This is a genomic window from Methylobacterium sp. Leaf113, from assembly GCF_001423325.1.
Lineage (GTDB): Bacteria > Pseudomonadota > Alphaproteobacteria > Rhizobiales > Beijerinckiaceae > Methylobacterium.
Genome location: NZ_LMNJ01000051.1, coordinates 134,060 through 147,415 on the forward strand (window position 1 = coordinate 134,060; position 13,356 = coordinate 147,415).

The window sequence follows — 13,356 nt, forward strand, 5'->3', positions numbered from 1 at the left end:
GCCAGACTTTACACCGTCGGCGGCTCTGGATTCCGGGCTCGCCTGCGGCGCCCCGGAATGACGGGGTGGTTCATCGATTTATTTGGCTCGCAAAGAGACTCAAGAGCAGCGTACCGAACCCCTACGGCTGCTTCAGCACCGGCACGGTCTTGGGCGAGTTCAAGTCGAAGGTCTTGTTGCGCAGGGGGTCGAGGCGGGTGCCCTCGGAGGCGTCGAAGGCCCGCGGGCGGACGCTGCCGGGCTCCGGGGTCGCCGCCATGTTGGTGCCGTCGGGGGCGTAGGCCGACGCGGCGCCGGGCACGGTGGCGGCGGGGGTGCCGGGCGGGTCGGCCTTGTCGACCACCGCGTCCGGGGTCGGGGTCTGGCGCGCCTTCTCGACCTGGCGCCAGCGGGCGACGTTGCGCGAATGGCCTTCCAGGGTCTCGGCGAAGGCGTGGCCGCCGGTGCCGTCGGCCACGAAGAACAGGTCCTTGGTGCGCGAGGGGTTGGCCACGGCCTCCAGGGCGGCGCGCCCGGGATTGGCGATGGGTCCCGGGGGCAGGCCCTCGATCACGTAGGTGTTGTAGGGCGTGGCGCGCTCGATCTCGGTGCGCTGGATGCCGCGCCCGAGGGTGCCGCGCCCGCCCACCAGCCCGTACACGATGGTGGGGTCCGATTGCAGCTTCATGCGCTTGTTGAGGCGGTTGACGAACACCCCGGCGACGCGGGGACGCTCGTCGGCCCGGCCGGTCTCCTTTTCCACGATGGAGGCCAGGGTCACCATCTCGGCCGGGGTCTTCACCGGGATCTCGGCCGAGCGGCGCAGCCAGATCTGGTTGAGCACCTCGCGCTGTTTGGTCCGCATCAGGTTGACGATCTGCTGGCGGGTGGCGCCGCGCTCGAACTTGTAGGTGTCGGGCAGCAGCGAGCCTTCCGGCGGGATCTCGTTGATGTCGCCCGTGAGGATGTCGTTGTCGTTGAGCCGCATCACGATCTGCTCGGAGGTCAGCCCCTCCGGGAACGTGATGGCGTGCTGCACCTGACGGCCGGAGGACAGGGTGTCGATGGCCTCGCCGATGCTGGCATGGGCCTTGAAGGTGTACTCGCCGGCCTTGAGCGCCTTGCCGGAGAAGCGGGCGGCCCATTCGAACAGGGCGGTGTGGGTGATGACGCCTTCGCGGCTCAGCGCCTCGGCGATCTCGGAGGTGCCGCTGCGCGGCGGGATGACCACCACCTTGTCGGCGGGCAGCGGCCCCGGCTCCTTGGTCTGACGCTCGAACAGGGTCACGCCGATCATCACCGCGATGGCCAACACCACGGAGGCGGTGAGCAGGCCGGAGATGCGGGCGAGCAAGCCGCCGCGCTCACGGACCGGACGGTCGGGCGGCGGCGGCGCGGCGGTGGGCTTGATCGCCTCGCTCGGGCTGCGCGGCGACAAACGGTTGGGCAGGGCCGGCTCGTCGGACGGGATCGGCGTTGGCGCCGGATTCTGACGTTTGCGGAAGAACATGGACATCCTGTTCGGGCCTCAGGTCCCCGCCCCGGCCGCCGCCGGATTTTTTGGGGATTCCCTGCGCCCGAGTCGAGTGGGTTGGCGCACGGGACGGGCATTTTGGCGCGCGAACTGCGTGGGTTTTGTGGCGAAATGGGGATGCGCCGACCCAGCGAAGCGATCCGGCCTGGGCGAGCCGCCTGGCCGGCGGAGTGCGGGAGGGCGCCCGTTTTCCGTGGGGAAGAATCTCGGCGCTCGACCCGTACCGGCTCCAGAGGCACACTCACTTGTCTTGAACGACCGCAAGACTTCTATTCATTCCTCTTTCCGAGGCTATGTTATGCGCCGAATCGAGGATTTTCATATGAGGCGCGGAAATCTTATTGCCCTGTTCTTTCAAATCCCATTCTTTATCATTTTGTCTGTTCTCATGAAAATACCTTTCGATCAGCTCGGAAAAGCAAGAGGCTTTTGGTTGGTTGGACTGACTTTCGGAGGTATCGCTTGGTTCGCGAGCTTCCTTTATATCTTAATAAGCAACATAAAAAAGCTTGCGAGCTATGCCGACGCCTCTCCGATCCTGTCGCCGATCTTGAGGTTCATAACGCTCTACCAGAAACGAATACGATTTGTGCTTTATATCTTCATTTTTCTGGTGCTTGTTCTGAAAATGTTTGCACCGAAACAGAAGGTTTTCCTGGCGCCGACGATGTTAGGCCAAAGTACGATCCTGTCGCTTCACCGATAGCGGAATCGGCGCTTCCTGTTGGTTCTGGGCTCGACCCTTGCGCCAGAGCGGTTGTGCGACAGACACCTCGGAGTATTGGCCCTGAGGAGAACATTGAATTCGCCGTCGCGCCTGGCTCATCAGTTGCTTCCAAGAACGCGGTCATCCCGGGGCCGCGTAAGCGGAACCCGGGATCCAGAAACACAGGTTCAGCGGGGTTTTCTACTGAAAGCGGCTCTGGATTCCGGGCTCGCCTTCGGCGCCCCGGAATGACGGGGCTGTCTTCCAAATCCGCTTCGCAAGGGCTGTAAAACGCGATGACCTTCCGTCGTCCCATTCAAGGAATTGCGGCAGATGATTCACACGTATCTCAGAATATTTATTTGCCAGCCAAGATTCCGTCATCGAGGCTATAGCGTCAGTTGCCTAACGTGGTGCTTCGCTCGCAACACGCGACGGCGGACTTCTTCCGTCCGCCCACGCGGCAGCCATGACAGTCAAATTATAGATAGAACTCTAAGTAACCTTGTAGAAGAAAAAGCAGCTCAAGTTCTTAGTTGTCCGGACGCGTCGTATCGCAGAGATGTCTCTCAAAGATTGGAACGATTGCCTTGATATCAATCCAACCGCCGCATCACCAAGCTCGCATTCGTCCCACCGAACCCAAACGAATTCGACAGCACCGTATCCACCCGCTTGCGCTTGGCCTCGTGCGGCACGAGGTCGATGGCGGTCTCGACGGAGGGATTGTCGAGGTTGAGGGTCGGGGGCAGGATGCCGTCGCGGATGGCTAGGATCGAAAAAATCGCTTCCACGGAGCCGGCGGCGCCGAGGAGGTGGCCGATCGAGGATTTGGTCGAGGACATCGAGGCCTGGGCGGCGTGGTCGCCGAGCAGGCGTTCCACGGCCTTCAGCTCCAGCTCGTCGCCCATGGGCGTCGAGGTGCCGTGGGCGTTGATGTAGTCGAGGTCGCTGGCCTGGATGCCGGCGCGCTTCACGGCGGCGCTCATGCAGCGGAAGGCGCCGTCGCCGTCCGGGGCCGGCGAGGTGATGTGGTAGGCGTCGCCGGTGAGGCCGTAGCCGATCACCTCGGCGTAGATCTTGGCGCCGCGGGCCTTGGCGTGCTCGTATTCCTCGAGCACGACGACACCGGCGCCCTCGCCCATGACGAAGCCGTCCCGGTCCCGGTCGTAGGGGCGCGAGGCGCGGGTCGGGTCGTCGTTGAAGCCGGTGGAGAGGGCGCGGCAGGCGGCGAAGCCCGCGAGCGCGAGGCGGTTGACCGGCGATTCGGCGCCGCCCGCCACCATCACGTCGGCATCGCCGAACTGGATCAGCCGGGCCGCGTCGCCGATGGCGTGGGCGCCGGTGGAGCAGGCCGTCACCACCGCGTGGTTCGGGCCTTTCAGGCCATGCGCGATCGAAATCTGGCCCGAGGCGAGATTGATGATGCGGCCGGGAATGAAGAAGGGCGAGATGCGGCGCGGGCCCTTGTCGTGCAGGGTCACCGAGGCGTCGTAGATACCGCCGATGCCGCCGATGCCGGAGCCGACCATGACGCCGGTGGCGCACTGGTCCTCGTAGGTGGTCGGGTGCCAGTCGGCATCGTTCAGGGCCTCGCCGGCGGCCGCCATGGCGTAGACGATGAACGGATCGACCTTGCGCTGCTCCTTGGCCTCCATGAAGGCGTCGGGATTGAAGCTGCCGTCGGTGCCGTCGCCGAAGGGCACGGAACAGGCGATGCGGCAGGCCAGATCGTCGACGGGGAACGCCGTCACGACCTTGGCCGCCGACTCGCCGGCGATCAACCGGCTCCAGGTGGCTTCGACCCCGCTGGCCAGCGGCGTCACCATCCCCAAGCCCGTCACCACTACCCGACGCATCGCGCTATCCCGAACCGGTCCTGTCATCACAACGAATGGCGTGCGGGGCCCGGATCGGCCCCGCGCACGCGCGATCCGTGGCCTTAAGCGGAGTTCTTCTCGAGGAACTTCACCGCGTCGCCGACCGTCTGGATGGTCTCGGCGGCATCGTCGGGGATCTCGACGTTGAACTCTTCCTCGAACGCCATCACGAGCTCGACGGTGTCGAGGCTGTCGGCGCCGAGATCATCGATGAAGTTCGCGCCCTCGACCACCTTCTCCGGCTCCACGCCGAGGTGCTCGACAACGATCTTCTTCACGCGCTCAGCGATATCGCTCATCGGTCTTGGTCCTTAGCTCTTCAAGGTCGTGATGGTGCAAGGATCTTTGTGTGAAGAGTCTTGCTGGTGGAGGTCTTGTTCTGGGAGGTCTTGTTTTTGAAGGTGCCGTGGCCGCCGTCCCGTCCCGGGACTGACTGTCGGATGGAGCGGCCGGTGTGATCGATCGCGCGTTTCGGTCAAGTCACCGGACTTGTCCAGTCGGTGACCCGTGATTTTCCAACCTCCGCAACACGCTGAATCGGCACCCCCCTCGCACGGCAGCCGGGGTGTTAACACAGGGTTCCGACGCTGGCGAGGGGCGGTTCACAACCCGTTCATCGGTGTGGCCTTTTCGAGCCGGTCCCCGAAATTATCCCCTGTGCGGTGCAGCAAAAACAGTCCTCCTCCCCCTTATGGGGAGGGGCCAGGGGTGGGGCTGCGCCGGTGCCCGCCACAAGGTGGAGGAGAGGAGAGAGGCGCCCGCCCTCAATACATCGCCATGCCGCCGTTCACGTGCAGCGTCTGGCCGGTGACGTAGGCGGCCTCGTCGGAGGCGAGGTAGATCGCGGCCGCGGCGATGTCGGTGCCGGTGCCGAGGCGCCCCATGGGCACGCGGGTGAGGATGCCGTCGCGCTGCTTGTCGTTCAGCGCGTCGGTCATCGGCGAGGTGATGAAGCCCGGCGCGATGCAGTTGACCGTCAGGTTGCGGGTGGCGACCTCGGCGGCCAGCGCCTTGGTCATGCCGACGAGGCCGGCCTTGGCGGCGGCGTAGTTGACCTGCCCCGGATTGCCGGTGGCGCCCACCACCGAGCCGATGTTCACGATGCGGCCGTGGCGGCGCTTCATCATGCCCTTCACCGCCGCCCGCGACAGCCGGAACGCCGCCGACAGGTTGACGGCGATGACCGCATCCCACTCGTCGTCCTTCATGCGCAGCACGAGGTTGTCGCGGGTGATGCCGGCGTTGTTGACCAGGATGTCGAGGCCGCCGAGGGCCGCTTCGGCGGCCGGGATCAGTGCCTCGACCGAAGCCTTGTCGGAGAGATCGCACGGCACGAGGTGGACGCGCTCGCCCCCGAGTTCGGCCGCGAAGGCTTCCAGGGCCGGCTGGCGGGTGCCCGAAATGGCGAGCGTGGCGCCCTGCGTGTGCAGGCCCCGCGCGATGGCGCCGCCGAGGCCGCCGGTGGCGCCGGTGACGAGGGCCTTGCGGCCGGTCAGGTCGAACATGGGCGTTCCTTGAGGTTCAGCCGAAGGCGGGAAAGGCAGCGATGTCGTCGGGCGTGCCGACCGCGCCCGCGACGGCGCCGGGCGCGATGCGCTTGACGAGGCCGGTGAGCACCTTGCCGGTGCCGATCTCGCTGAACTGGTCGATGCCGGCGGCCGCCATCGCGGCGACGCATTCGCGCCAGCGCACGGTGCCGGTGACCTGGGCCACCAGGGCCTCGCGGATCGCGGCCGGATCGGACAGGGGGGCGGCCCGCACATTGGCGTAGACCGGCACCATCGGGCTGTGCATCGCGACCTCGGCCAACGCCTGCCGCATGGCCTCGGCGGCGGGGGCCATCAGCGAGCAGTGGAACGGGGCCGAGACGTTGAGCATGACCGCGCGCTTGATCCCGCGCGCCTGCGCCAGGGCGACGGCCCGCTCGACCGCCGCCTTTGCGCCGGAGAGCACCACCTGCCCACCGCCATTGTCGTTGGCGACCTCGCAGACCGCGCCCTCGGCCGCCTCGGCGGCGATCGCCTGGGCGATGTCGGCATCGGCGCCGATCAGCGCCGCCATGGCGCCCTCCCCCGGAGCCACGGCGCCCTGCATGGCGGTGCCGCGGATGCGCAGGAGCCGGGCGGTGTCGGCGATGGAGAAGGTACCGGCAGCGCACAAGGCCGTGTATTCGCCCAGCGAATGCCCGGCGACGCAGGCGACGTCGCGCTTCAGGTCCAGGCCGCGCTCGGCCTCCAGCACGCGCAGCGTCGCCAAGCTGGCGGCCATCAGGGCCGGCTGGGCATTGGCCGTGAGGGTGAGGTCCTCCACCGGCCCCTCGAACATCAGGCGCGAGAGCGGCTGGTTCAGGGCTTCGTCGACCTCCGCGAACACGTCGCGGGCCTGGTGGAAGTGCTCGGCCAGCGCTCGCCCCATGCCGACGGCCTGACTGCCCTGGCCGGGGAAGATGCAAGCGCGCGCCATGTGATCTCCTCGTCGTCGGGCCGGAATTGCCCGGCCCAGATAGCCCAAACCGGAAGGGCGGCGCAGTCGCACCGCCCGCCACCTGTGTCAACATGGCACCGCAGCGAGGCGGGCGGGTGTCAGCCCTGATTGAAGAAGTCGACCGTGCCGGAATCGAGGCTGTAGGACGCCCCGACGATGCGCAGCTTGCCGGCCCTCAGCGGATCGAGCAGCGACGGCTCGGAGGCGCTGCGCAGGCGCTCCACCACCCGGTTGACGTTGGCCCGCACGCAGTTCTCGGTGAAATCGCCCGGCACGTCGCGCTGCGACAGCACCGCCGGCACGATCGGCTCGATCATCCGGCCGATGGAGCCCGGGAAGACGGTGTTGTTCTTGACGACGTCGATGGCGGCCTCGACGGCGCCGCAGCGGCTGTGGCCCATCACCAGCACCAGCGGCACGCCGAGTTGCGAGACGCCGTACTCGATCGAGCCGAGGGCCGCGGTGTCGACGCAGTTGCCGGCATTGCGCACGATGAACAGCTCGCCGAGGCCGCGCCCGAACAGGATTTCGGGTGAGACGCGCGAATCGGAGCAGCTCACCAGCACCACGAACGGCGTCTGCCCCAGCGCGATCTCGATCCGGCGCTCGCGGCCCTGCACCGACCGGACCGGACTGTCGGTTTGGTAGAGCCGGTTGCCCTCCTTCAGGGCCTCCAGCGCCTGATCGGCGGTCAGGGTCGTCTTCTTCGAGGACGGGACCGCCGCGAGACTGAGATTCGGCAGCGCCGTCGCGGCAAAGCACGCGGCCCCGAGAGCGCAGCCGCAGCCGAGAAGGCCGCGGCGGGTGAGATGTGCAGTCATGGTCGGTTCGTCCCCCGGCCGCGCCGGTTCTTCGCCGCGACTCGTCTCCTTTATAACCGGTCCACGCGGAGGGTCCCTGAGGCGTTATGCGGGAGATGGCGATGGGATTGCCGGGGATCGATGAACGTGGGCCATGGGATGGAACAGGGTGGGATATCCGGTGTACTGTGATCCGCCCTGTTCTTCAAAACGTCTTTACGTTACGAAATCTATCGCGTGGATGCCTTTCAGATCCGGGTCTTTCTGAACCAGTCGCGCACAAAGAGAAAACCTATCCTCGAGATGGATCCAAGAATAGATCCTGCCGTCAGTGGGACACCAATCGTTAGAATAATGACCGTCTCAATTGATAGGTAGTAATACACATAGAAATATATAAGCATTATCAAAAGAAGCGCAGTCGCTAAAATCACAAAGTAAAATAAGGTTCTAATTTCATTCGACAAGACAAGTGCAGTAATGAAGGCCATGCAAAATGACGGTGCGGCCATCAGAAGTAGCAGCAATCCAAGGTTACCCTGCCTCATTGACGATCTCCGTAGCGTTCGCTTAAACTAGCACGCCTTTATTGCTTATCGCTCGAGGGCTGCTCCGAAAATAACCCAAAAACTTATTCAGTGTCGTTCTTCAATAGACTTGACCTGTCTATCGCGGCAACCCAAAAAGTTGATTGATCGGTTCAATTCGACCAAAAATCGCCACCGTACAGACGTCGACGCCACTTATTGTGATTGAATTATCTAACTATTTATGGGTAATTGTAATTTAGGTAATCGATCTTATATGTTTTAATACGTATATAAATTTGATCAACGAATATTACGTTTCAATCATTCAAATATTAATTTAATTTATTACTGATATCTATTCCATGATGATTCCTATCAAGGATTCATAGAGCTGGAGTCTTGATGTCCAGAAAGAGTCTATTCTCTTGTCGTGGTTGGCTTGAATCGCAACGTGCTGCTGAGATTGGCGCCGTTGGGAATGTTTCCGACTTTTAAATATCGTTAGCAGAGGACGCGCAGCGTGGACGTCCGTCGCGATTCAAAACAGTCCCTCCTCCGGTTGTTATGAACTTGTCCTCGGCGACCGGACCAACGCGCGTTCCAAGCGGGCCTTCGAAAAGCGTCGGGATTCCGTTCGCCGGTGAGAGGAGGATCGCCCGCCGACGATAGTGCCGGTCCCGGGGATAGGCGAATGGATTTCGCCACCGCTTGTTGCCCGGCGCCAAGGGGTGTATGCATCGGGCTCAGCCCAGAAATTCCGTCCGAGGAAGGAGCCGTCCGCCATGGCTCGCGTCACCGTTGAAGACTGCATCGACAAGGTCGAGAACCGCTTCGAGCTGGTTCTGCTGGCCAGCCACCGGGCGCGCCTGCTCGCTGCCGGCGCCCCGCTGACCATCGACCGCGACCGCGACAAGAATCCCGTCTGCGCCCTGCGCGAGATCGGCGACGAGACGATCACGGCGGATGACCTGAAGGAACAGCTCATCCACTCGATGCAGAAATATGTCGAGGTCGACGAGCCGGAAGCCGAGACCGTGCCGCTGCTGTCGAGCTCGCCGGCCGCCGCTGCCGTCGCCCCGCCCTCGTCCAGCGACGACGGCGCGGTGCAGTTCGATCGCATGAGCGAGGAAGACCTGCTGCGCGGCCTCGAGAACCTGGCGCCGCCCACCGAGACGGACGAAGAGGCCGAGTAGGCCTCCCATCTTCGGGACGACGCGACGAGAACCCGGCCTTCGCGCCGGGTTTTTTCATGCCGCGATCGGGGCGGGAGAATCGCTTTTCCTGCGGTGGGTCCCGGAATTTCCGCGGATGCGACGCCGTGGGGCTGGCGTGGACGCGTGCGATGCGGGACACATCGGGAAGCGGCATCCGCTGCCGGATGCGTTGCGTTGCGTTGCGGAAGGGTCTCCCGGCGGATGATGCGCCAATACGAGCTTGTCGAGCGGGTCAAGCGCTACAATCCCGCCGCGAACGAGGCCCTGCTCAACCGCGCCTACGTCTATGCCATGCGCGCGCACGGAACCCAGAAGCGCGCCTCCGGCGATCCCTTCTTCGCCCATCCCCTCGAAGTCGCCGCCATCCTGACCGACCTCCGGCTCGACGACGCCACCATCGTGGCGGCGGTGCTGCACGACACCGTCGAGGACACCGCCGCGACCCTGGACGAGATCCGCGAGATCTTCAGCCCGGAAATCGGCGCCCTGGTCGATGGCCTGACCAAGCTGAAGCGCCTCGACCTCGTCTCCAAGCGGGCGGCGCAGGGTGAGAACTTCCGCAAGCTGCTGCTGGCGGTCGCGGCCGATGTGCGCGTGCTTCTGGTCAAGCTCGCCGACCGCCTGCACAACATGCGCACGCTGCACCACATGCGCGTCGACAAGCGCGAGCGCATCGCCCAGGAGACCCTCGACATCTACGCCCCGCTCGCCGGCCGCATGGGCATGCAGGAGCTGCGCGAGGAACTCGAGGATCTGGCGCTTCGCAATCTGAAGCCGGAGATCTACGCCACCATCGCGCAGCGCCTCGCCGACCTCTCGGCCAAATCGGAACGGCTGGTCGAGAGCATCGAGCACGATCTGACGGCGAAGCTCGCGGCCCAGGGCATCAAGGCGGTGGTCACCGGCCGGCAGAAGCGGCCCTACTCGATCTCGGCCAAGATGGAGCGCAAATCGGTCGCCTTCGAGCAATTGTCCGACATCTTCGGCTTCCGGGTCGTGGTCGAGACCCTGGCCGATTGCTACGGGGCGCTCGGCGTCGTCCACACCAGCTGGCCGATGGTGCCGGGCCGGTACAAGGATTACATCTCGACGCCGAAGCAGAACGATTACCGCTCGATCCACACCACGGTGATCGGCCCGAAGAGTCAGCGCGTCGAGCTGCAGATCCGCACCGCCGCCATGGACGAGATCGCCGAATACGGCATCGCCGCCCATGCCCATTACAAGGAGAGCGGCGGCAAGGACGAGATCGGCGGAGGTCATCCCCGCCTCGCCACCGAGAGCGGCGCCTACCAATGGTTGCGCCGGACCATCGAGCTGCTGGCCGAGGGCGACAGCCCGGAGGAGTTTCTGGAGCACACCAAGCTCGAACTCTTCCAGGACCAGGTCTTCTGCTTCACCCCGAAGGGCCGGCTCATCGCCCTCCCCCGGGGCGCGACCCCGATCGACTTCGCCTATGCGGTCCACACCGATGTCGGCAATTCGGCGGTCGGGGTGAAGATCAACGGCAGGATGGCGCCGCTGCTGCACGAACTGGTCAACGGCGACGAGGTCGAGATCGCGCGCTCGGACGGTGCCGCGCCGCCGGCGGCCTGGGAATCCCTGGTGGTCACCGGCAAGGCGCGCTCGGCCATCCGCCGGGCCACGCGCTCGGCGGTGCGGCGCCAATATGCGGGCCTCGGCCGCCAGATTCTCGACCGGGCCTTCGAGCGCGCCGCCAAGAGCTTCTCCGAGGACAAGCTGCGAGGGGCGCTGCCGCGCCTCGCCCGGCAGAGCCTGGAGGACGTGTTCGCCGCCGTCGGCCGGGGCGAGATGTTCTCCGGCGACGTGGTGCGCGCGGTCTATCCCGACCACAAGGACGAGCGCCGCGGGGCGCCCGCGCCCCTGCCGCAGCCGACCTCCGGCGACGGCGCCGGCCGCCTGAGTCTCGCCAAGGACCAGACCATGCGGCTGACCTTCCCGGAGGGTCGCGCCGCCGAGCACGGACGCGCGGACGGCATCCCGATCCGCGGCCTCGACGGCGACCTGCCGGTGAGCTTCGCGCCCAATGGCGGCGCCGTGCCGGGCGACCGCATCGTCGGCATTCTCACGCCCGGCATCGGGGTGACGATCTACCCGATCCAGTCCGCCGCCCTGGCCGATTTCGACAACGAGCCCGACCGCTGGCTCGACGTGCGCTGGGATGTGGAGGCGGGGGCCAGCGAGCGCTTCCCGGCGCGCCTCGCCCTGCAATCGATCAACGAGCCCGGCGTTCTCGCCCAGATCGCCCAGGTCATCGCCGACCACGACGGCAACATCGACAATGTCTCGATGAAGCGGAAGACCCAGGATTTCACGCAGATCATCATCGACCTGTCGGTCTGGGACCTGAAGCACCTCAACGCGATCATCGCCGAACTGCGCGGCAAGCGCACGGTGAACAAGGTCGAACGGGTGAACGGCTGACGGCGTGCCCCGCGCCGGCCCCGTCGGCCATGGTACTGTATCCGTTCGGTGATTCAGGACGGATCAGCCTGGGCCTCGGGGTCGTGACGGGGCGCCGCACAGCGCCCCCAAATGCCAGGGGCTAAGATCAATTGATATTTGCAGTTGTATGCCGAAGTGGCGTTCGACAGGAAGATTTGACTTTTTGTCGTCGCAGGATTTAAACAAACATAGGTATTTCAGGCGTTATATCTGAGCTGAGAGGCCGTTTGGCGTTTTTCGCCCTGTTTTGGTCTGCCGGCACCCAAGATCAAGTCTGTGCAAGAATTCCATAGCCTGCGAATATCCACCGGACTTTTCTAACTTATTTCTTGCAATATTTCTCTATTAAATGGATCCGTTCATGAGCGCACAACAGCGCAGCGCGCTATTCATCGATGGCGCAAACCTCTACGCGGCGACCAAGGCTCTGGGTTTCGATATCGATTATCGCCGGTTGCTGAAGGAATTCCAGTCCCGCGATAATCTCCTTCGGGCTTTCTACTACACGGCGATCGTCGAAGACCAGGAATACTCGTCGATCCGCCCGCTGATCGATTGGCTCGACTATAACGGTTTCCGGGTCGTCACCAAGCCCGCGAAGGAATTCGTCGACTCGATGGGTCGGCGCAAGGTGAAGGGCAATATGGATATCGAGCTGGCGATCGATGCCCTCGAGCTCGCCCCCCGAATCGACCACATGGTGCTGTTCTCCGGCGACGGCGATTTCCGCTCCCTGGTGGAAGCCATGCAGCGGCGCGGCGTGCGCGTGACGGTGGTCAGCACCATCCAGACGCAGCCGGCCATGATCGCCGACGACCTGCGCCGGCAGGCCGACGAGTTCGTGGACCTCGCCCAGCTCATTCCGCGGATCGGCCGCGATCCCGGCGAACGCACCGGGGGGCGCGCGCCGGACAGCCGCAATCCCGACATCAGAAGTCAGGATACCCGAAGCCAGGATAGCCGAAGCCAGGACAATCGTGGATCGGGCGATACCGGCACCCGCTCGCGCGGCGAAACCCCGGAGCGCTCGGCGCGCCCGGTCCCGGCTGCGGCCCTGGAAAGCCGCTACGGCATTCGGCAGAGCGACGAACCGGTGGAGTCGTAGAGCCTCAGGCCGAGCCATCGTGCGAAAGACGAAAGGCCGGGCGTCTCGCGACGCCCGGCCTTTTCGCATCTTTCATCGATTCGGGTGGACGCAAGCCTCGCCCCGGAGATCCTAGCCCTTGTCGCGCATGATGCGGGCGCGGTCGCGCTGCCAGTCGCGCTCCTTCGAGGCCTCGCGCTTGTCGTGCAGCTTCTTGCCTCGGCCGAGCCCGAGTTCGATCTTCGCCCGTCCCTGCTCGTTGAAGTAGATCTTCAGCGGCACCACGGTGAAGCCCTCGCGCTGGGTCGCACCGATCAGCTTGTTGATCTGCTTGCGATGCAGCAACAGCCGGCGCGGACGCTTGGTCTCGTGGTTGAAGCGGTTCGCCTCGACGTATTCGGGGATGTAGGCGTTGAACAGCATCAGGTCAGTGCCGGACGGACCGGCATAGGCCTCGCCGATCGTCGCCTTGCCCTTGCGCAGGGATTTGACCTCGGTGCCCGTCAGCGCGAGCCCGGCCTCCAGGGTATCGGTGATCTCGTAATGGTAGCGGGCGGCGCGGTTGTCGGCGACGACGCGGCGGTTCGATTCGGGTTTGGGAGCCATCACAACGTCGGGTCAGGCCGGTCGCAGAGTCGCGACCGGGCCGAGGAATATGGTTCGTCGTCGCCGATTTGCC

Annotated in this window: 11 protein-coding genes; 4 read left to right on the forward strand and 7 right to left on the reverse strand. The window is 64.7% G+C overall.

Annotated features, from left to right (window positions below):
• Window positions 1-121: 121 nt before the first annotated feature.
• Window positions 122-1,489: an endolytic transglycosylase MltG gene (mltG, locus tag ASF60_RS20185; RefSeq protein ID WP_056189326.1), complete on the reverse strand. Its 1,368-nt coding sequence runs from the start codon at window positions 1,487-1,489 to the stop codon at window positions 122-124.
• Between mltG and ASF60_RS24815 the strand changes: the two genes are divergently transcribed.
• On the forward strand, window positions 1,488-2,219 hold the full coding sequence (locus ASF60_RS24815; RefSeq protein ID WP_156634327.1) for a hypothetical protein: 732 nt from the start codon (window positions 1,488-1,490) through the stop codon (window positions 2,217-2,219). The two genes, mltG and ASF60_RS24815, sit on opposite strands and share 2 nt — an antisense overlap.
• Window positions 2,220-2,815: 596 nt before the next feature.
• Here the strand turns inward: ASF60_RS24815 and fabF are convergent.
• The 5 genes from fabF to ASF60_RS20215 form a co-directional block, all read right to left on the reverse strand.
• The gene (gene fabF / locus ASF60_RS20195) at window positions 2,816-4,078 is read right to left on the reverse strand and encodes a beta-ketoacyl-ACP synthase II (RefSeq protein ID WP_056189331.1); all 1,263 of its coding nucleotides are present in this window, start codon (window positions 4,076-4,078) and stop codon (window positions 2,816-2,818) included.
• An 83-nt stretch (window positions 4,079-4,161) separates the two neighbouring features.
• Window positions 4,162-4,398 carry an acyl carrier protein gene (locus tag ASF60_RS20200; protein ID WP_018044468.1) on the reverse strand — a complete coding sequence of 79 codons (237 nt, stop codon included), beginning with the start codon at window positions 4,396-4,398 and terminating at the stop codon, window positions 4,162-4,164.
• A 465-nt stretch (window positions 4,399-4,863) separates the two neighbouring features.
• The gene (fabG, locus tag ASF60_RS20205; protein WP_056189334.1) at window positions 4,864-5,604 is read right to left on the reverse strand and encodes a 3-oxoacyl-[acyl-carrier-protein] reductase; all 741 of its coding nucleotides are present in this window, start codon (window positions 5,602-5,604) and stop codon (window positions 4,864-4,866) included.
• A 16-nt stretch (window positions 5,605-5,620) separates the two neighbouring features.
• Window positions 5,621-6,562 carry an ACP S-malonyltransferase gene (gene fabD, locus ASF60_RS20210; protein ID WP_056189337.1) on the reverse strand — a complete coding sequence of 314 codons (942 nt, stop codon included), beginning with the start codon at window positions 6,560-6,562 and terminating at the stop codon, window positions 5,621-5,623.
• A 119-nt stretch (window positions 6,563-6,681) separates the two neighbouring features.
• Window positions 6,682-7,404 (reverse strand): carbonic anhydrase, encoded by a 723-nt coding sequence (locus tag ASF60_RS20215; protein WP_056189341.1) that lies wholly within the window; start codon window positions 7,402-7,404, stop codon window positions 6,682-6,684.
• Between the two features lie 1,291 nt (window positions 7,405-8,695).
• On the opposite strand from ASF60_RS20215, the gene rpoZ reads away from it, so the two are divergent.
• The 3 genes from rpoZ (at window position 8,696) to ASF60_RS20235 (ending at window position 12,698) form a co-directional block, all read left to right on the forward strand.
• On the forward strand, window positions 8,696-9,106 hold the full coding sequence (rpoZ, locus tag ASF60_RS20225) for a DNA-directed RNA polymerase subunit omega (protein WP_056189348.1): 411 nt from the start codon (window positions 8,696-8,698) through the stop codon (window positions 9,104-9,106).
• Window positions 9,107-9,328: 222 nt separating this feature from the next.
• On the forward strand, window positions 9,329-11,572 hold the full coding sequence (locus ASF60_RS20230) for a RelA/SpoT family protein (protein WP_056189352.1): 2,244 nt from the start codon (window positions 9,329-9,331) through the stop codon (window positions 11,570-11,572).
• A 382-nt stretch (window positions 11,573-11,954) separates the two neighbouring features.
• Window positions 11,955-12,698, forward strand: coding sequence for a LabA-like NYN domain-containing protein (locus ASF60_RS20235; RefSeq protein ID WP_056189355.1), 744 nt, complete (start codon window positions 11,955-11,957; stop codon window positions 12,696-12,698).
• A 111-nt stretch (window positions 12,699-12,809) separates the two neighbouring features.
• Here the strand turns inward: ASF60_RS20235 and smpB are convergent, their stop codons facing one another.
• Entirely contained in the window at window positions 12,810-13,283 is a 474-nt protein-coding gene (gene smpB, locus ASF60_RS20240; protein WP_056189358.1) for an SsrA-binding protein SmpB, read from the reverse strand.
• Window positions 13,284-13,356 lie beyond the last annotated feature (73 nt).